Below are 21746 nucleotides of genomic sequence, written 5' to 3'. Positions count from 1 at the left end.
TTAACATCGCGCGCGTTTTTATTTTTTAGGGATCGTCGATGGAGTCCACCCCTCTTGTCAAGAAAATAGCCAACGTGCTTTTGCGCGTGGTGTCCTTGGCCGCCAAGCTTGCCCTGTCGCTGTATATGGGGCGATACCTTGGTTTATCCGATTTGGGCGTATATGGACTTGTTTTTTCCGTTGTGACAATCTCGACCATTGTTTTAGGCCTTCGCGTGGACTATGTCGTGGTTCGCGATTTGGTGGATTGCAATCCTCTTGAGGCCATGAGGAAGATGCGCGATCAGACGCTTTTCTACGGCCTCAACTACGTTGTTTTTGCTCTTTTTGGTCTTGTTTTGGTTTTGTTTCATGCGGTGAGCTTCAAGCTTGCCTGCGTTATTTTTATGATTGCTGTCCTAGAGAATCTAACCAACATTTTTACGACGAACCTTGTTTCGTTGGGGAGACCCATCCTTGCGACGGGATTGTTTTTTGTAAGGTCGGGACTGTGGAGTCTTTTTGTCGTGGGGTTGGGGTTGACCTTTCCCGCCTTTCGCTCGGTGCAGGCGATCCTTGTTGCTTGGGCACTTGGCGAGGCCGTTAGCCTCGTTTGGACGTTATGGGTCTTTCGTCGTTATCCGTGGCGCGAGGCTTTACGTTTTCCTGTAGATCGGGTTTGGCTGACACAGGCTATTTATAAAAGCCTTCCCTTTTGGTTGAGCTCGCTTGGCGCTACCGTGGCAGGGAGTGTTGATCGTTTTGTGGTGTCCCATTATCTGGGGCTCGAGTCCGTTGGTGTTATAACCTTTTACGGCTCTTTTTCTGCCGCCTTGCTTTCCTTGGTTCACAGCGGATTCTATTCTTTTTCCTATCCTCGCTTGATTGCCCATTATCGTGAGGGGCAAATATCGGCCTTTTGGAAGGAAACGCGATATATGGTGGTGGAAGTCGCCCTTTTTGTGACGCTGGCTTCCGTTGTTTTGGGCGTTGGCATCCCTTATTCCGCCCAGTTTTTTGGTAAGCCAGCCTTTGCCACGGAAGCTGTAACGCTTTGGCTTATGTTATTGTCTGTTTTAATCCTCTCCCTTACCCAAGCCCTCTATTACGTCCTTTATGCAAGGCATCAGGACACGTCTCTTTGGATGGGGGGGCTTTTGATTCTTATTCCCGCCGTGTTGGGTAATTTCTTTTTTGTCCCCATTATGGGTCTTGTGGGGGTTGGCTACAGCGCCGTTTTGTCCAGCTCTTTGCTGCTTGTTTGGTGGTTATTTTTTGTTTTTTGGGGCCCCAGAAAAAAAACCTGTGAAAGTAAAGCTGCTGCTGAAAGTAATTCGTCAAAAATGGCGGAATTCCTCGATCCATAAAATTTAAGATAAAAACAATAATATCTAATTATATCAATAGTTAAGCGCGATTTAGTCAGTTTCGCGTAGAGTGAAATCATCACAAGAACAAGTGGTGGTTTCGATGAAAACATTCCTTTATATCATTTTCGTTTTGGCCCTGTTGGTAGGGTTCCCCCAAACTGTACGCGCTGATTATGAGGACGGCGATATCGTTCCCGCCGCTGTGATTGCGCCGTTGATGGCGTGGGTTGAGGCTCAAACAGGCGTTCGTGTTCCTGTTCTTCCCCGCGTTGTGGCCAGCCGTACGCGGTTGACCGAGATCGTTAGCCATATGGGCCGTTTGGCAGGACGCGCCAAGGCGCTTTATATCGGTGGGCAGGTTGTTCTTGACCATCGTTATTTTGACCCTGAAGACTCGACCCAAATGAGCCTCTTGGTGCACGAACTTGTTCATTATGCTCAAAGTTTTAAGCATAGTGCGGCATGGAGCTGCGCTCAGTCCAAAGAGGTTGAGGCCTATACCCTTCAAAACAAATGGCTTGAAGACCAGGGCCACTCGCCTTTCGTAAGAGCTTCATGGATCAGCCGTATGGCGGCTTGCCCAGCAACAACAAGCGCGGTGGCCGTGGCTCAGGCGGATTAAGAAGAGGGTAAAGAATAACAATACAGGAAGAGTGGACAATGGGGCGCGCCTCGCGAAAGCGGGGAGCGTCTTTTTTGTCGCACTTAATGGGGCGGAAAGACCTTGTTAAAGAAAAAAGATTGTGGTTTTGGTGGTTTTTGCCTATAAAGACATGGTTCACTTACGATTCCTTATGGAGGCTTTAATGAAAAAATCTCTAGTCCAGTCTTTTTTAGTAGGATTTATGTCGACCCTTTTATTCGTAGGCGTTAGCTCTGTTAACGCGGCGGGTTCTGTTACGGGTCAGATCAATGAGGCTTTGGCCAAGAAAAATCTGGCCGATGTGCAGGTCCTTTTGAAAAAGGGCTCTGGCAATGTTGATGAGGTTATTCGCGCCTTGTTGAAAACAACACAAAATACCATGGGATCTGATCCTGCTTTCTCGAACAAGATGATGGCGATGGCGGGCGAGTATGCGCCTCAAATCACACCACCGAGTGTTCCTGTCATTTGTGCCGATCTTCGTCGTCTTGTTGAATCGATGACGCCTGAACAGGCTGGAACTCCCCTTTATGCTACAATTGTTCAAGCTTCGCAGGACTTTTCCAATGCTCCCGTTGTTGTGGCGTCAGGCCGCCCCAATCAATGCGATAATGCTTTCTTGCAAATCGACGCCTTGCTGGCTCAGACGCCTGGCATGAGGGGGCCTAGTTTACCGCCAGTGACCATCCGTCCGGGTGTGCCCAAGGAGCCGCCTCCCACAGAAAAGCCTAGCGCTGATTAAGTGGAGTTTAGGACTAAACGCTCAAAACTGTTTTGATGATTAGAGAAGAGGGAAGAATGAATAACAAAAAGCAATGGGGCGGATGCGCTCTTCTTACGGTAGCGGCCCTCTTAGCCAGTGCCTCCTCGGCTCAGGCTTATGGACCTGAAGGTCTTTTTGGTGGACGGCCTCAGCCAGACAGCACCATTGTTATTGGCAATCCCGTTGATCTTAAAAATGATCGCCCAGAGCGCGCCGAGTCTGTTCTTGAACATCCTCGCCCCGATTATGATGCGGCCCCGATTGAAATGGGCAGTTTTGAGCTTTTTCCCACCCTTGAGCTGGGTGAAACGTATGACTCCAACATTTATGCCGCGCCGAATGACGAACGCGATGACGCTATCGGAACCATTCGTCCGATTGTCAATCTGTTCTCTAATTGGGGTCGTCATGCTTTGTCGGTGACGACGTTTGGTGACATCAACTACTATAGCCAGCACGCTAGTGAGGACTATAAGAACGCCGTTGTTGACGTGAATGGCCGTTATGACATTCTTGCGGAAACATGGCTGGGTGCTCATGCTGGTTATCAGCGTCTTGCTGAGTCGCGTACGTCCCCTAATGCTGTGAACGGGACTGAGCCCACGACGTTTGGCGTGGCCAAGGGTGGTCTTTCTTTCTATCGTGGTGTTGGCCTTTTGAAGGTCAACGCGGACTATGATTACAAGCGCTTTGATTACGACAACACGCCATCGACGGGCGGTCTTCTCGACCAAAGTACGCGCAATCGCAACGAGCATGTTGTAGGCGGTAAACTTGGCTATCAAGTTTCTGGCAATCTAAAGCCTTATATTCGCGGGGCGTACAACGTGCGTGATTATGATAACAATCCGACCCATCAATCAGACGGTTTTGAGACGGTTGTTGGCGCGACGGCTGATTTGGGAGGCATCACTTCCGTTGATTTGTTCGCGGGATGGATGGTTCAGAATTATGATGATTTCATCACCAATAAGGTTGCGAACTCGCCCAAGATTGGTGGCCGCTTGGATTGGAACGTCACGGGCATGACCTCGGTTGTTTTGGAAGCGGATCGCACCATCGAAGAAACGACGCTTGATGGCTACAATAGCTTCTATCAAACGGGCGGTTCGGCGACTGTGACACATGAGCTGTTGCGCAATGTCCTTCTTGAAGGAAACGTAGCCTATTCGCATGCTGACTTTAACGGTCTTGGCGAGCGCGAAGACGACATGGTTTCGGCTGGTTTAGGCGGGCGCTATCTGATCAATCGCAATCTGTACACTGATTTGCTTTACAACTGGGATGACCGTAACTCAACAGACAATACCTCTGACTATACGCGCAACATGGTAACGATGCGCCTTGGGGTTCGTCTCTAATAAAGCAGCTCGACTTAAGTTTGGGAGAACAGCGCATGCGTAAAGGCCATGGTTTTTGTTTTGCATTGGTTTTTTCCTGCGCTGTTCTTCTCTTCCACCTAACTTCCTCCTGGGCCGCTCTTCCAGTAACCGCGCCTAAATCAGCGGCTTTGCGGGTTCAGGTGGCGTCAGCCGCCGATGGCGATGCCCAAGCAGTGGTTTCCGGTAATTCTGGTAGTCAGGAGTACGTTCTCGGCACAGGGGATCGTATCAAGCTAACCGTTTACGGTGAGGCTGACCTATCGGGGGAATATGAGGTTGGCAGCACAGGTATTGTGGCCATGCCTTTGATCGGCGATGTGCGCGCTGCCGGTCAGCCCATTCGGTCTTTTGAACAAGCGGTTCGCAAGAAATTAGCCGAAGGTTATTTGCACGATCCACGTGTTAGTGCTCAAGTCATTAATTATCGCCCCTTCTTTATTTTAGGGGAAGTCTCAAAGCCGGGCAGCTATCCTTATGTGAATGGCATGACAGTTATTAATGCTGTGGCCTTGGCTGGCGGGTACACGTATCGCGCCGATAAAAGCGGAGCGACCATATCTCATGCCAATGACCCTGAAAAGAAAGACTCTCCAGCGTTAGAAGAGGCTATTGTTGCTCCTGGGGACATTATCCGCGTTCCGGAACGCTTCTTTTAGTTGCTGAAACTATAGTTATTTAGTTAAATCGTGTTGGGACAAGGGGTCTATTGTTGGGTTCCTTTCCTTGGCTAGTTGTTTATGTCGTTTTAAGAACTTAATTGGTAGAAATAGAGCGTAAGGTCATAAGGAGATTTTTCAATGGCGTTGTCAGAGCAAAAAGGCGAAAAGCAAGGGGCACAGGATGCTACCGCTTATGCCCTTTCCTCCACCGGTTTTTCGGGTGGTTTTATCCATGGTGTCGATTTTCGAGAGGCCGGACGCCTTTTGCGTCGGCGGCTCTTTATTATTGTGCGAATGGTAGTTGTTGGCGCTGTTTTTGGCCTTCTGCTTTCTTTGATTTTGACGCCGCAGTATAAAGGAGAAGTTGTTCTTCTTCTCGATCAACGCCAGTCGAAACTTTTTGAAATGGGAAGCAGTCTTTCCCCTATGGGAAGCGACAGTGCGACGCTGCGTAGCGAAATTGACATCATAACATCGCGGTCTGTTTTGGATCGCGTGATTAAAAAGCTCAATCTTCTTCAGGATCCTGAGTTTAATAATGCAGGGCGTTCTTGGGCAAGGTTGTTTAATCCCATGAATTGGATGAGAGAGCCTCCCCCTGCGGAAGAGGCTGAACGCGAGCAAGCCCAAAAAACGGCGACAGCGAAGGCACTTCAAAAGAAACTCGCCGTTGTTAATGATGGCCGTTCGATGAGCCTTTACATAACCCTTGAATCACAAGATCCAAAAAAAGCAGCCTTGATCGCCAACACGATCGCGGATGAATACCTTGTTGATCAACTTGAGGCCAAGTATGAAGTGGCGGCCCGCGCCAACAAATGGCTGAGTGAACGCCTAACGACTCTTCGCCAAGAAGTGGAGAACAGTGAACGTGTGGTGGAGAATTTCCGTCAAAAGGCCAACCTCATTCAAATTGATGGCGGAACAGTTGCCACGCGTCAGATGCAAGAGATCAACATGCAGTTGATCACGGCACGGGCGCAAACGTCGCAGGCTGAAGCTCGTCTGCGTAGTGCGCAGGCTATGGTGAATGCAGGGGGGAGCATTGAGGGCTCTTCTGATGTTCTTTCGGCACCTTTGATCCAAAGATTGCGTGAGCAAGAGGCAGAAGTGCGTCGTAAGGAGGCTGAGCTTGCAACGCGTTATGGCGATCGCCATCCCACGATGATCAACGCGCGGGCTGAGCGCATGGACATTCAGCGCAAGATTGCCGAAGAAGTTCAAAAAATATTGAAATCCTTGGCCAGCGAAGTGGATATTGCTCACGCCAAGGACAGGCAGTTGCAAAGTGAGCTGACGCGTCTTGAAGGCAAGGCGGGAAGTGAGCTGAAAGATACGGTTCAACTCCGTCAATTGCAGCGCGAGGCCGATGCCAGCCGCACGCTTTATGAAAACTTTTTGGCGCGTTTTAAACAAACGACTGAACAGCAGGAAATGCAGCTTCCCGACACGCGCATTATTGCGCGCGCCGATATTCCCGAGCGTCCGGCTTTTCCCCAAAAGTGGCTTTTCTTGATTGCGGGCGCCTTCTTAGGTGGCGTTCTTGGCATTGTCTTTTCTTACTTGGTCGATTTCTTTGATCGTGGGTTCCGCACTGCGCCTCAACTGGAAGAAAGCACGGGTCTTCCCGTTATTGGACAAGTGCCCAGCTTGAAGACTATTTCAAACCGGCCTCCTGAAGATTATGTGGTGGACAAACCTCTTTCGGCTTACAGCGAGTCACTTCGTACCGTAAGAACAGCTATCCATTTCTCGAACGTTGATCATCCACCTAAAACCGTGATGGTCACCAGCTCTGGCCCTGGGGAAGGGAAAACAACCTTCTGTTTGTCAATGGCGCGTTCTTTAGCGGCGGCGGGCAACAAAATTTTGTTGATCGATGCTGATTTGCGTCGTCCGCGCATCGCCCGCTTGCTGGAGATCGCGGCCAATGGCAAAGATTTGTCGTCTCTTTTGACAGGAACCCATACCCTCAAGGATGTTATTCGGCATGATTCTTTGGTGTCGGGACTAGATATTATTCCTGCCTTTGGGCGGGCCCCCAATGCCCAAGATTTGCTGGGATCACAGCAAATGAAACGTATTATGGCCGAAGTCGCGCCCCAGTATGACCTTGTCATCGTTGATACGCCGCCTATTTTGGCGGTTTCCGACGCGGCGATGGTGGCGCGTAGCGTCGATACCAGCCTGTTTGTCGTGAAGTGGGCGGACACGTCTCGTGATGCTGTGGTTCATGCCCTTAAGCAACTTAAAGGCTTCGATTGCCGCGTGGCGGGGGCGGTTCTTAATCAGGTTAACCTGAATGAAGTTGCCTCCTATGGCGATGGCTACTACAATCATCGTTATCATGAATACTACTCGGACTAGACCCGCTCTTATTCCTTTTTGGTGGATGGCATGGCTTGGCCTTCTCCTGCTTGTTTTTGGGGGGCCGCTTCTTGTCGGGCGTTTTATGGAAATATCCGGTGAGGCAACGCGTCTCGCTTTGCTAGAGGGACGGGGTGTCTCTGCCTCCGACCTTGATGTCTTGGCGCGTGGGCGCATGCGTATTGCTTCTTGGGTTCACACCAGCTCTCTTTACAACGACCTATCCCTTGTCGCTCTTGAACGCGCTGAGCAGCCTTCTATGGCCGACTCCAAGGAGACTTTTTATCAGGAAGCGGAAGGCTGGCAGCTTCAGGCGCTAAAGGTTTCCCCCGCCGATCCTTATGGGTGGTTCCGTCTTGCCTACTTGCTTTATATTAAGAAGGATGGTGCCCCGCAAGCGGCCGAGGCATGGCGGCAATCGCTTTCCAGCGCGCCTTATGAACCCCGCCTTCTTTTGCCCCGCCTTCAAATGGCTCTTGCCTTGGGAGAGACTTTGGATGAGTCCTCGCGGCATCAAATTCCGCGCCTTGTTCGCGAGGCATGGGGCTTTGATCCTAGCGGGCTTGCCAAGGTCGCGAAGGCTGGAAATTTTTCTTCTGTTGTTGAAGAGGCCTTACGCGATGATCCCCAAGGTCTTAAGCATTTTCAAGATCAGCTTGATCTTTTGCGGTAAGGTGAGCGGCTTCAGGATTCTCGTTCATGTAAAGACCAGCTTTGCGCGACGCCAAGTCCCAAAAGGGCGGCATAGGTTGCGGCAAAGGCTGGAATGTGAAGGCTGAAATCCAGCAAAGCATGGGTCGCCACAAGAAGACTTGCCCCAATAGCGATGGCGGCATAATGGGCGTCTCGTTTTCGTTTGCCCAATCCCGATACGCAGCAACTCACCAAAAGCCCTAGCGAGAGAAACAGGATCATGGCCGCCGGAACCCCAAGGTCCATCATCATTTCCAGGTAATCGTTATGGGCATGGTGGAACCATATCGGCAAGGATGAATCGCGATAGAGCCTAAAGGCGGGTTCAAAAGAACCTAGACCAAAGCCAAGCCATGGATTGTCACTGATGGCTTGGCCTTCTAGTTGATAGGCCTGAAGCCGTGAGCCCATATCCTCACCAAGCTTGTTTTGATCAAGGCGCTCTAACAGCGTTCCTCCTCCTAATGCGACAAAAAAGGCAAAAAGGATAATGCCGCTAAGCCCGATCCACAACCATCGTGGCGATTTTGAGCGTTTGTGCCACAGCATGGCGACAAAGAATCCCATGAGGCCGATCAAAGAACTGGTGATGCCTCCACGGGATCCCGTCAGGGCCAGCGCGGCCAAGATCAGAAAAAGGGAAAAGAGAGCCGCATAGTCCGTTAGGGTCAGTGAGGCAATTAAGGCTGCCGTTTTGGATCGTTTGGCCAAAAGAGGATCGGTTATCGTGATGTGTTTGAACCGTTGGCCTAAAAGGGCTGCGCCGCAAATAAGGCCAAAACCCGCATAGGCGGCATAGGTGTTTTTATTCACAAAAGTGGATGTTAAAAAGCCCTGATACGCCCATTTTTTATACCATAAGATCGTATCCGAACCCATCGATTGGGCAAGGAGTCCATAAAGGGCATAAGCAACGCCCGCCATGGCGATCACGCGAACCAGCCTTGCCGCGTTAGCGTTATCGCGCCCACCTATAAACGCCAAAAGAAAACAGGCGCCATAGCCCGTAAGGCGAAGAAGCGATTCAGCAAAAACACCAGTATCGACAGAAATCGATCCTTTAAGCGGCCCCAAAAGGCCTTGCGCCTCTTGCCATATCGGGTGATGCCAGCTTTCGGGTGGCCATGAGGCGACTTGAATAAACGTCCAGAAAATGATGATTGAAAAACCAATGATGGCCAAACCAATTCTTTTTCGCGGGGGGAATCCTGCCGCTGGTTTGGCATTGCGTGTGTCCCACAACATCACGAAAAGAAGGAGGCCGGATAAAACGGCGAAGAGGTCAGAGGCCCAAGGCCTGTTGCTGCCAAAAGGAAGGGGCAGGAGAGCAAGGAGAAGCAGGAACCCAAAAAACCAAGAGGGGCGATGCCAAGGGATTTCTTTGTGGGACATTCTCCCTCCTTCAGGGGGCTTTTTCTGTGAGGCGTTTGATCTGCCCAAAAAACTGTACGCGAAGTCGAAAGTGATTCAAAGCGGAAGAATTGTCGATTTTGGATCCAAAATCGAGCGAAGTTTACGAAACTGTTTAAAATCAAGGGGTTAGCAATGGTCTAAATTCAAGTCAGTTTCGTTATTTTTCAAATGGTTACGGCGTTAACTTTGAGCAAAAGACTCCCAACAGGCACTATCCCATGCTCTTGGGGCTGAGAATCAATGTTTTTTACTAAGGTATTGATAATAAACAATTTCGATTTGTCTTTTTAGAGGGGCGAAAAAAGGGGGCTGTGGCCCCCCTTTTAACGTCGCCGTGGCGTCTTATTTCTTCACAACGGCATCCAATACTTTTTCCACGTTTATCTTCTTGGTGCAGAAGAACCAGTCATGGCACGTCATCTCTTCCTTGCCTTCCATGCGCTCCTTGGCGACGCCGCAAGAGCCAGCGGGGGGCACAATAACATCATCGCCTGGCTGCCAATCAGCGGGGGTCGCAACAGAAAATTCATCCGCTGTTTTAAGGGCGATCAGCACGCGATACAGCTCATCAAAATTGCGGCCAAGGCTTAAGGGGTAATAGATGATGGCGCGGATGATCCCTTTGGGATCGATAAAGAAGACGGCGCGTACGGCTTTGGTGGCGCTCTCTTGCGGCTGGATCATCCCGTAAAGGCGGGCCACGTTCATGGTGATGTCTTCGATCAACGGAAACTTGACCTCGACATTTTTCATGCCCTTATAGTCTATTTTTTCTTTGATCGTGCGTAGCCAAGCAATATGGCTGTAAAGGCCATCGACCGAAAGGCCGACCAGTTTGCAACCCGCTTTTTCGAATTGTTCTTCCCGCGTGGCAAACGCCATAAATTCCGAGGTGCAGACGGGCGTAAAATCAGCCGGATGGCTAAAGAGGATAACCCAGTTTCCAGCATATTGTTCTGGGAAACGGATATCCCCTTGTGTGGTGACGGCTGTAAAAGAGGGGGCTTTGTCGCCAATCCGCGGCATGGGGGTGATTGTGTTCTCTTGATTATTTTCCATAAGACGCGCCCTTTCAAGTTTAGAATGTTTCTAAATTGAGACTAGCAGGAGGCAGGCCCTTAGGCAAGAGAAGAAGTCTTCAGCCCGTTTTTTGCGACTTGCCGACAGGTGATGCCGTCAAAAATTCTTCTTCGGCGTAGAGTAGGGCTTCCAGCTCTTCCTCTGTTAGATTGGCGTAATCGGGAATAGAGAAGTTGATTAAATCTTGATGCTCGACACTCCTTGGTGGGGCGGCTGTTCTATTTTTTATTTTTGAGAGTCTCTCAAGAAGTGGTGCGGCAAAATTGATGCGCGAGGGTGGCGCTTTGGCAGCGGGCTTCGTAATGGCGCGTTCGGCCAAGGGGGGGCGCTTTGAAGAATCCATCTCTTCGGTATTGTCTTCGTGGTGGGCCGCATCTTGTGGCTTGGAGATTCCAGTTTTTCGTATGGGAGCTTTGTTCCTCGTTTGGGTGAGGGGCAGTGTTTCCTGCGCCTCCGGTTCTTCCGTTACAGTCGGTTTTGTCGCCCGTGTTTCGGCCATCACTTCAATCTTTGTTTCCGATAGGCTGGCCGCGATTTCAGGCGGTATTTCCTTCTCTTCTGTGGCGAGAACGGGGGCAGGGGCGGGCGTGCCCGATGGGCCATCCGGCGGTGGGGACGCCTGCTCTTCTTGCGTTAGGGAAAGGGGCTGTTGTTTGTCTGAGGGCGGAATTTGAGGCAAGCTGGCGTTGGCCGCAATTCTGGTGTGTTGCGGCAGAAAACCCTTTTGCTCAATTTGCGACAAGCGCGGCGTGACTTCTTCGATATGGCGGACAAGGGATTCCATGGCTTGACGCTTTGACGCCCCTTCGCCATGACCGTCATTGGCGTTGTAGTACGAAGCATAATCACTGGATTGTCCGTAAATAGAGGCAATCTGTCGCGACAAATCGGCGCCCAAAAGACCAAGGCGGCCGACATAGGCTTGAAAAACCAGCGTGCGAATGCGTGGCCAGCTCGTCGTTTTTTCGTTGTTGTCTTGGGCGATTTTAGCAAGGCGTGCCTGACAAATAGAACGCGCCGCCATAAGTTCCCCGCGTAGCGCCGCTGCGATAGACTTCACGTCTTCGCGTTTTTGGCGCAGGCGGTACAGCGTCACCGCGCCCGTCACGCACAAAGTCGTCAAGAGAAATAGGAGGCCCGTCACCAAAAGTTGATAGTGTTCCAAGAAGCTTTGTTCTTGTTTCAAAGGGGGAGGAAGGAGGTCGGTAGGGGCAAGCCCCAGCCTTTCATCCGATAGCATGGGTACGGTGGTCGCGGCGACATCGGCCAAAGAAACGCTTATTTCAGGCGCTTCAGCTTTGTTCTTTGCCTTATTGTCGACGGCAGGGGGTGCGGCCTCTTTGGCCTTTGACGAAGCGGCGGCGACGGCGGTCAGGGATTCCAGCTCAAGCTTGGCTTTGGCTTCTTCGTCCTTGAGGCGCGCGATTTCGGCCTTGGTCGCAGCGGCCTTGGCAGCAGCTTCGCTTAGGCTTTTATCCGAAGCGGCGGCGGGCGTGCCCGTGGCCCACAGGCCTAACCGCTGGTTCTGGGCGGCTTGCTCGGCGGCGAGATAGGCTTCGGCATAATCAGAAGATTGCAGCGTGCCGCGCGCGCTGACGGCAAGGCCGCGCCTTAAAAGCTCAAGGCCAAAATCAGCGTTGGCCGCGTTATGGCAAAGAGCCAGCAAGCGTCCCTCGCGGTCACGGTCTTTGATCTGGCATGTCACGGGGCCTTGCGCCAAAGCATCCACGACAGCGCGGGCTTGGGGGCCATTGGTGGCGCTCATCTGCGGGGGGACGACGCCATAGAGCCTGACTTCATAGCCATTAAGGCGCAGGCGTTCGGCATCCAGAACATCGGCCTGACCCTCTAAACGCCGTGAGGCAGGCATGGCAGCTTTGTTTAAAAGGACTTCGCTGTTGACGGGTGTGCGCGGCGATTTTTTTGGCGCGGGCATGATCTGGGCTTGCGCCGTTGCACACGCGAAAAGGAGGGTCATCCCTATAAACAAAATTTTGATACGCGTCATGATCCTAAAGTCCCCTTTATTCGCCTTGGCGACCCTTCTTGTTTACCCTATTTGGGCGGAAGCGGGAAGCTCGTTTTTGTTGAGGGGGAAAGTTTACGCCTCTTGCATGAAAGGGTAAGAGGTTCTATCCCTTTGTTTTCATGCAAAGCGTGGGCGAAAGGAAAAAAGATGGCAACAAAAATGCCGGTGACGGTTTTGACGGGATTTTTAGGCGCGGGTAAAACAACCCTCCTTAATCATATTCTGACGGCCTCGCATGGTAAGCGTTATGCCGTGGTGGTCAACGAGTTTGGCGAGATTGGCATCGATAACGATCTTATCGTGGCCTCGGACGAAGAAATCTTTGAAATGAGTAATGGGTGCGTCTGTTGCACCATTCGTGGCGATTTGATCCGTGTGATCAGCGGCTTGATGCGCCGCGCCCACGGTTTTGACGGCATTCTGGTCGAAACGACGGGCCTTGCTGATCCCGCACCTGTGGCTCAGACTTTTTTGACCGACCCTGACCTGTCCTTGCGCACCGCGCTGGATAGCGTGATCGCGCTTGTCGATGCCGCGCATGTCAAAGAGCAGCTTAAGGCCGACCCTGAGGTTGAGACGCAAATCGCTTTTGCCGATAGTCTTATTCTGAACAAAACCGATCTGGTGAGCGAGGGGGAGGTTGCGGATATCACAACGCTTCTTAAAACGATCAATCCTTTTGCGACCATTCATGTCGCGTCGCGCGGTGTTGTGCCTCTTGAGGCTATCATGGGGCAAGGCGGTTTTGTTTTAGAGGCGGTAGCCGAGAAACTGGCCGCCCTTGATGAGGAACAAGAGGAAAAGGAAGAAGCCCCTGAACACACGCATGAGGGCGAGTGTGCGTGCGGGTGCTGTATGGCGGCGGCGAAGCCTGTCCCCGTTTTCCGGCATGATACGACGATCACAAGTGTTTCTTTGGTCAGCGAAAAGCCGATGGATGCGGAAAAAACTCAAAACTGGTTGGCGGCGCTTGCGCAAAATCAGGGAGCCGATCTTTTGCGCTATAAAGGCATTTTTCATTTTGCGGGCGAGGACAACAAAATCGTGATCCAAGGCGTTCGCATGACGCTTGAGGGTGGCGCTCTGTCGTCTTGGCCTGCGACGGGTCGCCGTGTCAGCCGCCTTGTCCTGATCGGGCGTGACTTGAAGGAAAAAGAGCTCCGCGCCTCTTTCCTTGCGTGCATTAGCTAGGCTTTTGTGACTTGCGCCCACAGGGCGCGGACGGTGGCGGGATCGACGTCGGCGGCGACAAAGGCTTTACCGATGCCGCGCGTCAGGATCAAAGTTAGGCGGCCTTCTTTTGCTTTTTTGTCCTGTGCCATATAGGCCATCAGCTGGTCGATATCATAGGGCTGCGCTGCGGGGGCTGTTGGAAGACCCGCTTGCACGAAATGCTCGCGCACGGCTTGTGCATCGGCAGCAGGAAATAGCCCCATCGAGGCCGAAAGCATAAAGGCCATAACCGTGCCGATGGCCACGGCCTCGCCATGCAAAAGGGTATTGTTATCATAACCCGCCGCTGCTTCCAGCGCATGACCAAAGGTATGGCCAAGGTTGAGCAGAGCGCGGCTTCCCGCCTCGCGTTCATCTTGCGCGACAATCGCGGCCTTGTACGCGCAGCTTTTTTGGATGGCGGTGACCCTTGCCTCGCCCTCGCCTTGCAATAGGTCGTGGACGTTTTGCTGACACCACGCGAAGAAGGCGGCGTCTTGGATCAGGCCGTATTTGACGACCTCCGCATAGCCTGCCAGCAATTGGCGGCGGGGCAGCGTATCAAGGGCCTTGCTATCGGCCAGCACAAGGCGCGGCTGATAAAATGTGCCGACAGTATTTTTGCCAAAGGCGCTGTTGATCCCTGTCTTGCCACCGACCGAGCTATCCACCTGCGCCAGCAGCGTTGTCGGAATTTGGATAAAGTCGATCCCGCGTAGCGTGATGGAGGCCGCAAAACCTGTCAGGTCGCCGATCACGCCACCGCCTAGTGCGATGAGCGTGACGCCGCGATCCATGGCGCGATCAAACAGCTGCGCCATAAGCTTTTGCAGAAAATCAAAGCTTTTGATTTTTTCGCCTGCCGGTAAAACGATAGAGGGCAGGACAGTATGCCCCGCTTCTTTCAGCGTGGCCTCAAGCGGCGCAAGGTAAAAGCTGGCCACGTTGGCGTCCGTGACAATCAGCAGCCTTTTACGGCCTAACTCTTGCGCGATCAGCGTTCCTGCCTGCGCGATCAGGTTTTCCCCGATCAGGATGTTATAGGCGCGATCAGGCGTTTTCAACGCGATGGGGACAAGGGCGTGGTTCATGATTGTGAAAGATGTCTTTCTAAAGCGTTGACGACGGCGTCTACCGTCACGTCGATGGGGTTATCCCCCGTTATAACCGTAAGGTCGGCCTGCGCAAAGACGGGTTCGCGTTTGGTCATCAGATTTTGCAAAATCTCTGCCGGATTGTCACCTTGCAGTAAGGGGCGGTCTTTGGTGCGCGAGGTTCTTTCGATTAGAATGCTTAAATCAGCCTTGAGCCATAAGGAGAGGCCCTTTTGTTTAATCAGCGCTCGTGTTGTTTCTTCCATAAACGCGCCGCCACCCGTTGACAGAACACAACGCTCACCGTCCAGAAGCCGCGCGATGACCTTGCGCTCGCCCATCCGAAACGCAGGCTCACCCAATTGCGAGAAAATCTGGGGGACAGTCATGCCTGCTGCCGCTTCAATCTCGGTGTCTGAATCGGTAAAGGGCAGATCAAGGCGCGCGGCCACCTTGCGGCCAATCGTGCTTTTGCCGGATCCGGGCATGCCGATCAGGACAAGACTATGGGGAAGGGAGGGGGAAGATTTCATAAAAGAGCCTTAAAATCGTATCTTTGGAAAAAGTCTCATGTGTACATCCTGAACCGTAACGGGCATATTATATCAACGGTTATGATTAATGACACATGGACGGACAAATCCCCTTTCGTCATCCCGCTGAAAAGCGGGATCCAGCGCCGCGCGTCTGCGCGGCATAAGACTCTTATGCGCCGTGGACACGGCGCGACTGGATACCGGCTTTCGCCGGTATGACGCTAAAGGAAAAAGCTTTCCATAAGAGTCAGTATTCATGACCGTTGGTATATCTATACGCCTTATGAAGGGCAAGATAAAGGGGGGCTTATGAATCATCGTGCTTTTTGGGCGATATCGCTCTTGTTGTTTCTGTCTGTATACGGTGGAACGACCCGTGTTGTCCGCGCTGAAGACCCTGTTGACGACCGCGAGGCCAGCTTCCTCCCGCCGCCCGTTTCCGTACTTCCCGTGGCAAAAACAAAAACGAACATAGCGAAGAAGGTTGAAAATCCAGAATCGGATGCCTCTGCGACGAAAGATTTAACCGTTCCGCCTCCGTTTAAGACGAAGGCTCCGGCGCAGGCTCCCGCCGTTGAGGTGGCTCCTGACTCAGTGTCGGCGCTCCCTATTCCTGCCCCCACGACAAGCGAGCCTCTTGTTCTGGCCGAGCCTGTCGCGTCTGCGCCGCTCGCCGATGTTGATCCTGAAACGGTTGGCTTGTTGTCCCCCGCCAATGGCGGGCTTGGAGCCTCTTTGTGGGAGAATACGGCAAGACCTGTTGTTGACCGTTTGATGCCAGCGGTCAGTCTGCCGACGGACTCGGCGGCGCTGAATGACCTTGCGCGTCGCTTGTTTATGAGCACGGCGGCAGCGCCCTTGCCCGCGGCGAACGGCGAGAAGCCCCCGCGTAATCTTATCGCCCAGCGGATCGAGGGGCTGATGGCTTTGGGCGCTGTGAGCGAGGCGTGGAATCTGGCGTCCTTGGCAGATGCCAAGTGGGTGGATTCTGTGACCCTTCGTCAATTAACCGAAGCCGCCATCATCGGCCATCACAGTGAAGAGGTGTGTAAGCGAATCCCTGCGATGATGGAGGCTCACGGTAAAACGGAAGAATCCAAAGACGAATGGCAAAAGGCTTTGTTGATTTGCCAGCTTCGCGCCAAGGATGACAAGGCTGTGCAGCTAGGGTTGGATTTGATGCGCGAGCAGCAAGTCAAGGACGACATTTTTCTCTCGCTCATGAACCGTAACGTGATCGGTGGAAGCAAGCAGCTTCCGCGCCAGCTAACGCCGCTGCGTCCCATGGTGCTCGCGGCCTTGCGGCAGACAGAGATTCCGTTGCCGCCGGAGCTATACGCGCATCCCGATGCGGCCCTTGTTCCTGAACTCCTTTTAACGAAGGCCGAGGATGACAAGGCGCGTCTATCCTTGGCAGAAAGAGCGGCGGCGAAGGGCATTATTTCACCCCATGCCTTGGCGGCGGCCTATCAAAGTGTTGCCCTGACGCCCGAAGAAGTGGCCTCAATGAACAGCAGCGTTGAAAAAGGCCCTCGCGCCCGCGCCATTCTTTATCAGGCGCTGAAGAACGAACAGGCGGCGGGCAAAAAGATCGAGTTGATCCAAAAATATATGGACGGCATGGAGCTTTCCGCGTTGTGTGGCGGCCAAGGTCCCTTGCTGGCCGAGATTGTGGGCACGATTCCCGTGACGGCGGACTCTAATGCCTTTGCGCCGACGGCGGCGCGTCTGTTGGTGTTGGCGGGGAAACCAGATCAGGCGGCGGCTTGGCTTGTCTTGGCGCAAGAGAACGCGGCGCGGTCGCCTTCTTTGGCACAAGCACTGGCTCTTTCTTGGCCGTTGTTCGCTACCGCAGGCCTTGTGCCGGATGGCCAGTATGCCGCAGGGTTGCGCGTATGGCTTGACGCTAGCCTTGTGGGGGGCGAGGACGGCAATCGCCTGCATGCGCAGCGCGAGAAAGTTGGAGAAACGTTGTTGGTCCTTGCCGCGCTGGGTTATGCCGTGCCGGAAGAGGTTTGGCAGCGTGTGATCGACATCACGCCGCCAACCAAACAGATGACTCCGTCGCCCCTTCTTCTGGATCGCTTAAGGCAGGCTGCGGCAGCAAGCCGAAAGGGTGAGGCCGTCTTGCTCAGCCTTATCCTGATGGGCAGTCAAGCGGGTGATGCGACGTTGGGCGTCAAGGTGGATATTATCCGCGCCTTGCGCCTCTTGGGCTTGACCGCAGAGGCTCAAGCGGTGGCGCGTGAGGCTATAGTGGCTTTAACGGATTAGGGGAGACGCTTATGTCTTTCCCGTGTCTTTTGATTGAGCCTTTTTTGGATATGATGCTGGCCGAGCGTGGCGCGTCCGCCAATACGCGTGCGGCCTATGCCAGCGATCTGGCCTTTGCCGCCACCTTTATGCAGACCAAGCGCGGGGTTGGCTTGGAAAAAGCCAATGAAGAAGATATCCGCGCCTATATCGCGCATGAGCTTCGTGCCGCCGCGCCGCGCACGCAAGGAAGGCGGTTGTCCTCGCTGCGCCAATTCTTTCGTTTCCTCGCGTCCGAGAAAATGCGAATGGACGATCCTACCCGCCATATTGACGCGCCGCGCTTGGGGCGCTCCTTGCCCAAGTATCTTAGCGAAAAAGAAGTGTTGGCGCTGATCAAGGTGGTGAACAAGATAAAGGGACGCGAGGGGCTGCGGCTTCGTGCGATGCTAGAGCTTCTCTATGCATCGGGCCTGCGCGTGAGTGAGCTTGTCAGTTTGCCTCTCGGCGCTGTTTTGTTTGATCGTGGCGTTGTGCAGGTGCGAGGCAAGGGGGGCAAAGAGCGCGTTGTGCCGCTGGGCGATCCCGCGATTGAGGCGGTGAAGGCATGGATTGACTCGCGGGCGGATTACCAAAAAGCACGCGGCGCAAAATCCGCATTTCTGTTTCCCTCAGCGCAATCCAAGACGGGTTACCTTACGCGCCAACGCTTTTTCCAAAAGCTGAAGCAGGTCGGCCTAGAGGCTGGCCTTGCGCCCGAAAGGCTTAGCCCCCACGTTTTGCGTCATGCCTTTGCGACGCATTTGATCGAGCATGGCGCGGATCTGCGCAGCGTGCAGACGATGCTAGGTCATGCCGATATTGCGACGACGCAGATTTATACGCATGTTGCGACGGATCGTCTTGCGCGAACGGTGGCCGAAAACCATCCTTTGGCGGGTAAAACAACAACGAAAAGACGGTCTTGAAAGAAAGAAGAAAAAGGATAAAACTAAAGCCCCGTTTCCCCCTTTTGTAAGGAGTCATCACATGAAACACACGTTGACGTTTTATCTTGCTCTGGTTGTTTTATCGCTCACTGTAAGCGCCCCCGCACAGGCGCAAAATGCGGCTTCGCCCGCCGCGCCCCAAGGTGCGACGCAGCAGGAAATGACGACGCTGAAGGAATCCATAAAGGCGGACGCCGAAAAGATGAAGGCGGCGCAGGGCGAGATTAAGGCGATCAGGGAAAAGAACAAGCCGACCGCCGAGCGCCTTAAAGCCAACCGCGAAAAGATGAAAGCCCTGCGGGAAAAGGCAAAAGAATCCCGCCAGACCAACCGCGAACAGATCAAGGCAAAGATTCAAGATAAGTTGCAGGAAAAGACGGGGGCAACCCCCGCACCTGTCACTGCGCCCGCGCCGTAACGGCGTTACCCTTGCCTAAATAGAACCATTCTTCCCCAAGGCTTACTTTGTTATTGGGGAGCATGATAAAAGCGTCGTGGTCTGCCGTTTCCTGCGTTCCATCGTGGTAAACGGCGATCACTTCGCCTTTTTTAACTGGATCAAGATGTTTCCATTTTTTGACAAGCCGACCTTTTTGGCGTTTTGAAAAGACCTTATAACCTTTCACAACAAGTTGAGACATAGGCCATTCTTTTATCTTTTTTGGTTGGGCCGTTAAGCCAAGGTAGCGCATCGCTGACAAAATGGCCTTTTCTGCGACGAGGATCGCTTGGGGATCGTTGTGTTGTCCGCACTCGATGACGACCCCTGTTTTACCCTGAAGGTGAGCATAGGAAACCGTGTCGCCCCCATTGGTAACGGAAGCATCGGGGGCCGCATACATATCTAGCCAGCCCGTTACGATTGGATAGGAACCAAGGCAACGGGCAAAGGTTTCCGTTTTCTTGTTGTCGACGTCTTGAAAGACAAAGGCAGGCCCATCCGCTTCATAAGAATGAAGGTCAAGAATCCAGTCGCAAGCATCAATCAAGGGAACTAATTGACCGGCCAGCTTCTCTTCATAGAGTTGGGGGGCGGTTTGAGGGGCAATTACGCGATTAAGGTTTTTTTCAATATAGCGTTTCCCCTTTTTGTAAGCCAGTGGATTGCAAACAGGAACAAATGTTACACTGCCCCGATTAAGCGTAATTTGTCCTTTTTGCATGCGAGGAATAATCTTGCGAATGGCGGCAGGCCCGCAAACCTCATTGCCGTGGATCGCGCCAAAAACAAGAAGGTTAGGCCCCTTTTCAAGGGAAGAAAAACTGTGAATTTCATGCATGTGGTAAAAAGATGGTTTCATGGTCGCCTCCTTTTTATTTAAGAGCCAAAGTGCAAAAATGCAGAACGTACCCGTTCTTATCATCTGTTCTGGATAAAGCGTGTCCCCGATGTCCTTTGTTTAACAACAATTTTGCCTTGGAAAACTTTTTAACGGGATCAAGAGAGAGCGCCGAGGGCGACTTTAAAATCGTTGGCGCAGCACCAAGCGTCTTATGGAGAAAAAGGAGGAGACACCCGTCATCGGGATCGATGGAAGCATGCGTTACATGGTAGCCCGTTTTTAGAAAGCCTTTAAGACTTGCAGGATTGGCGGCTGCCACTTCCCCCATCGCATGACTTTTCCCGTGTGTTTTGCACAGCTGCTCCCGTACAGCAATAAGTTCGCCGTGAAGGCCTTTTTTTCTGTGCTCGGGGTGGACGACGCTGTTTTGAATAACGCTTAGTGATGTGGGCCCGCATGGCAAGGTTTGGGGGTTGATGAGCATATCGGCTGTCGGCCAACTCTTTGTGGGAAAGGCGATGCCGCCATAACTTACAAGGGCTCCATTTTGAGTCACGTGGCCTATCATCGTCCCGCATTGTGTCATTCTTTGATGAAACTGTTCGGCTGTTTTCGGGACAATAAAATTCTTGTTAAGCGGGGGCAGATGATCAATGACTGTTTGTTGAAGGGTCATTATTTGGGGAAGGTCGCTTGGTAAAAGTTGTTTCAGGGCATAAGTTTGCGTGCAGGGTGTAATAATAGACATGATCGTGTCTCCTTTTTCATTTTGTTTTTGCTATCGAAGAAAGATGAGCTCATGGGGCAAGGCATATCCTTGCTCGACGGAGGATCAACGTCGTCGGCACAAAACAAGAAAGAAAAAGGGCGTATAAAACATAAACTCTAGCCTCTTATAATGGTCAAAAGGGTGGCATAGAACTGATATTTTGGGGAAAGGTCTGCGCAGCAGACAAGCATGATGGGGCGGCGTTAGCCGCGTCGCAAAAAGGTCAGAACAAAGGTGTGTGCGAACATCATCATGAGGACAGTGTGAGGGATTGGTGGAAAAAAGGCAAGATAAAAAAATATTTTCAAGAGAGGGAAGTAAGAAAAAAGGCGACACCTTGGGGTGTCGCCTTTTTTATTCTGTCTTAAACCAAAAGCCGCTTAGCCGCCGACGGCGGTTTTGCGAGAGAAGAGGGCGGGATCTTCGTCCCCATCTTGTGTGGCTGTGAACTTGGCTGCGCTTTTAAAGCTGGGCTTATTGGTCTGTGCGGTAGCGGCTGCGCCGCCGCCGACAACTGACATCTCGCCGATGATCTGGCCGCCAGCACTTACTTCTAATTCGCCATACTTGATGATGCCCGTGATGCGACCCGTGCCGCGAATGGTGAGACGACCATGAACAGTTAGATCGCCATCATAGCGTCCGGCGATATCGGCGTTTTCGATTTCGACGCTGCCACGGAATTGGCCTGTCTCGGTGATCTCCAGCAACTTACCATCGGAAAGCTTGGCCTCAACCTTACCTTCGACAACCAGAACATCGCAAGCCGTGATTTCACCGGCGAGGGATAGACCCTTGCCAACGGTTAGCTTGCGCTCGCCTGTATCGCCGCCACGATCACGATCAACGGGCGTTGCCGCACGGCGGCTGTGTGTTGGTTCGGTAGGGCGACGTAAATGGGGGGCTGTCGCGGGGCTCATGGCGCGTGGGGCGTCAGGCATCATAGCGCGAGGTGTCGCCGGACTTTGCATGGACGTATCAGTTTGTTCTTGCGTTGTTTCAGTCTCTTCGTTGATATCTTTACGTCCAAACATTCTTGGTTCCCCCTTCGAAACGATCAAGCAATAAGGCGCTTTGTAGCGCTTTTTTGGGTTCAAGCACTTGGCGAGTTCCCCTCTGTTGGCAGTAGCATGGATGAAGCCTGACAGGCAAGATATTTGGAGCCCTGATTTCAGTGTATTATGGGGATAACATGAATCCATATGGCGAATCAAAAGGGTAGCCCCTTGTTC

19 protein-coding genes are annotated in these 21746 nt (G+C 52.5%); 11 read left to right on the top strand and 8 right to left on the bottom strand.

Going from position 1 to position 21746, the window contains the following annotated elements; genetic code table 11:
- Nucleotides 1-38 precede the first annotated feature (38 nt).
- From WC612_00900 to WC612_00870, 7 genes are all read left to right on the top strand, one after another.
- Nucleotides 39-1346 (top strand): hypothetical protein, encoded by a 1308-nt coding sequence (locus tag WC612_00900; protein ID MFA6279336.1) that lies wholly within the window; start codon nt 39-41, stop codon nt 1344-1346.
- A 103-nt stretch (nt 1347-1449) separates the two neighbouring features.
- Nucleotides 1450-1971, top strand: coding sequence for a DUF6647 family protein (locus WC612_00895; GenBank protein MFA6279335.1), 522 nt, complete (start codon nt 1450-1452; stop codon nt 1969-1971).
- 184 nt (nt 1972-2155) lie between these two features.
- Nucleotides 2156-2734 (top strand): hypothetical protein, encoded by a 579-nt coding sequence (locus tag WC612_00890; GenBank protein ID MFA6279334.1) that lies wholly within the window; start codon nt 2156-2158, stop codon nt 2732-2734.
- Nucleotides 2735-2790: 56 nt separating this feature from the next.
- On the top strand, nt 2791-4116 hold the full coding sequence (locus WC612_00885; protein ID MFA6279333.1) for an outer membrane beta-barrel protein: 1326 nt from the start codon (nt 2791-2793) through the stop codon (nt 4114-4116).
- Nucleotides 4117-4151: 35 nt separating this feature from the next.
- Nucleotides 4152-4793, top strand: a complete 642-nt coding sequence (locus WC612_00880; GenBank protein MFA6279332.1) for a polysaccharide biosynthesis/export family protein — start codon at nt 4152-4154, stop codon at nt 4791-4793.
- Nucleotides 4794-4934: 141 nt separating this feature from the next.
- Nucleotides 4935-7163: a polysaccharide biosynthesis tyrosine autokinase gene (locus WC612_00875; protein ID MFA6279331.1), complete on the top strand. Its 2229-nt coding sequence runs from the start codon at nt 4935-4937 to the stop codon at nt 7161-7163.
- The gene (locus WC612_00870; GenBank protein MFA6279330.1) at nt 7144-7836 is read left to right on the top strand and encodes a hypothetical protein; all 693 of its coding nucleotides are present in this window, start codon (nt 7144-7146) and stop codon (nt 7834-7836) included. The genes WC612_00875 and WC612_00870 overlap by 20 nt, the downstream gene beginning before the upstream one ends.
- An 11-nt stretch (nt 7837-7847) precedes the next feature.
- On the opposite strand, the gene WC612_00865 is transcribed toward WC612_00870, so the two are convergent.
- The 3 genes from WC612_00865 to WC612_00855 form a co-directional block, all read right to left on the bottom strand.
- Nucleotides 7848-9248 (bottom strand): O-antigen ligase family protein, encoded by a 1401-nt coding sequence (locus tag WC612_00865; GenBank protein ID MFA6279329.1) that lies wholly within the window; start codon nt 9246-9248, stop codon nt 7848-7850.
- Nucleotides 9249-9611: 363 nt separating this feature from the next.
- Nucleotides 9612-10328, bottom strand: a complete 717-nt coding sequence (locus WC612_00860; GenBank protein MFA6279328.1) for a peroxiredoxin — start codon at nt 10326-10328, stop codon at nt 9612-9614.
- Nucleotides 10329-10407: 79 nt separating this feature from the next.
- The gene (locus WC612_00855; GenBank protein MFA6279327.1) at nt 10408-12357 is read right to left on the bottom strand and encodes a thermonuclease family protein; all 1950 of its coding nucleotides are present in this window, start codon (nt 12355-12357) and stop codon (nt 10408-10410) included.
- Between the two features lie 168 nt (nt 12358-12525).
- On the opposite strand from WC612_00855, the gene WC612_00850 reads away from it, so the two are divergent.
- Nucleotides 12526-13569 carry a GTP-binding protein gene (locus WC612_00850; protein ID MFA6279326.1) on the top strand — a complete coding sequence of 348 codons (1044 nt, stop codon included), beginning with the start codon at nt 12526-12528 and terminating at the stop codon, nt 13567-13569.
- Here WC612_00850 and aroB read toward each other — a convergent pair.
- Complete coding sequence (gene aroB / locus WC612_00845) at nt 13566-14681, bottom strand: 3-dehydroquinate synthase (GenBank protein MFA6279325.1); 1116 nt, start codon at nt 14679-14681, stop codon at nt 13566-13568. The genes WC612_00850 and aroB overlap by 4 nt on opposite strands.
- Nucleotides 14678-15217, bottom strand: a complete 540-nt coding sequence (locus WC612_00840; protein ID MFA6279324.1) for a shikimate kinase — start codon at nt 15215-15217, stop codon at nt 14678-14680. The genes aroB and WC612_00840 overlap by 4 nt, the downstream gene beginning before the upstream one ends.
- 312 nt (nt 15218-15529) lie before the next feature.
- On the opposite strand from WC612_00840, the gene WC612_00835 reads away from it, so the two are divergent.
- The 3 genes from WC612_00835 (at nt 15530) to WC612_00825 (ending at nt 18880) form a co-directional block, all read left to right on the top strand.
- The gene (locus WC612_00835) at nt 15530-17494 is read left to right on the top strand and encodes a hypothetical protein (protein MFA6279323.1); all 1965 of its coding nucleotides are present in this window, start codon (nt 15530-15532) and stop codon (nt 17492-17494) included.
- An 11-nt stretch (nt 17495-17505) separates the two neighbouring features.
- Nucleotides 17506-18441: a site-specific tyrosine recombinase XerD gene (xerD, locus tag WC612_00830; protein ID MFA6279322.1), complete on the top strand. Its 936-nt coding sequence runs from the start codon at nt 17506-17508 to the stop codon at nt 18439-18441.
- A gap of 61 nt (nt 18442-18502) precedes the next feature.
- Nucleotides 18503-18880: a hypothetical protein gene (locus tag WC612_00825; GenBank protein MFA6279321.1), complete on the top strand. Its 378-nt coding sequence runs from the start codon at nt 18503-18505 to the stop codon at nt 18878-18880.
- Here WC612_00825 and WC612_00820 read toward each other — a convergent pair.
- From WC612_00820 to WC612_00810, 3 genes are all read right to left on the bottom strand, one after another.
- Nucleotides 18861-19763 (bottom strand): succinylglutamate desuccinylase/aspartoacylase family protein, encoded by a 903-nt coding sequence (locus WC612_00820; GenBank protein ID MFA6279320.1) that lies wholly within the window; start codon nt 19761-19763, stop codon nt 18861-18863. The genes WC612_00825 and WC612_00820 overlap by 20 nt on opposite strands.
- Nucleotides 19764-19776: 13 nt before the next feature.
- The gene (locus tag WC612_00815) at nt 19777-20493 is read right to left on the bottom strand and encodes a hypothetical protein (protein MFA6279319.1); all 717 of its coding nucleotides are present in this window, start codon (nt 20491-20493) and stop codon (nt 19777-19779) included.
- Between the two features lie 401 nt (nt 20494-20894).
- Nucleotides 20895-21548 carry a polymer-forming cytoskeletal protein gene (locus tag WC612_00810; GenBank protein ID MFA6279318.1) on the bottom strand — a complete coding sequence of 218 codons (654 nt, stop codon included), beginning with the start codon at nt 21546-21548 and terminating at the stop codon, nt 20895-20897.
- Between the last annotated feature and the right edge of the window lie 198 nt (nt 21549-21746).

This window comes from Bdellovibrionales bacterium (assembly GCA_041662785.1).
Lineage (GTDB): Bacteria > Pseudomonadota > Alphaproteobacteria > UBA9219 > UBA9219 > UBA8914.
The sequence above is the reverse complement of the archived record's forward strand: the minus strand, read 5'-3'. Positions and strand labels throughout refer to the sequence as shown.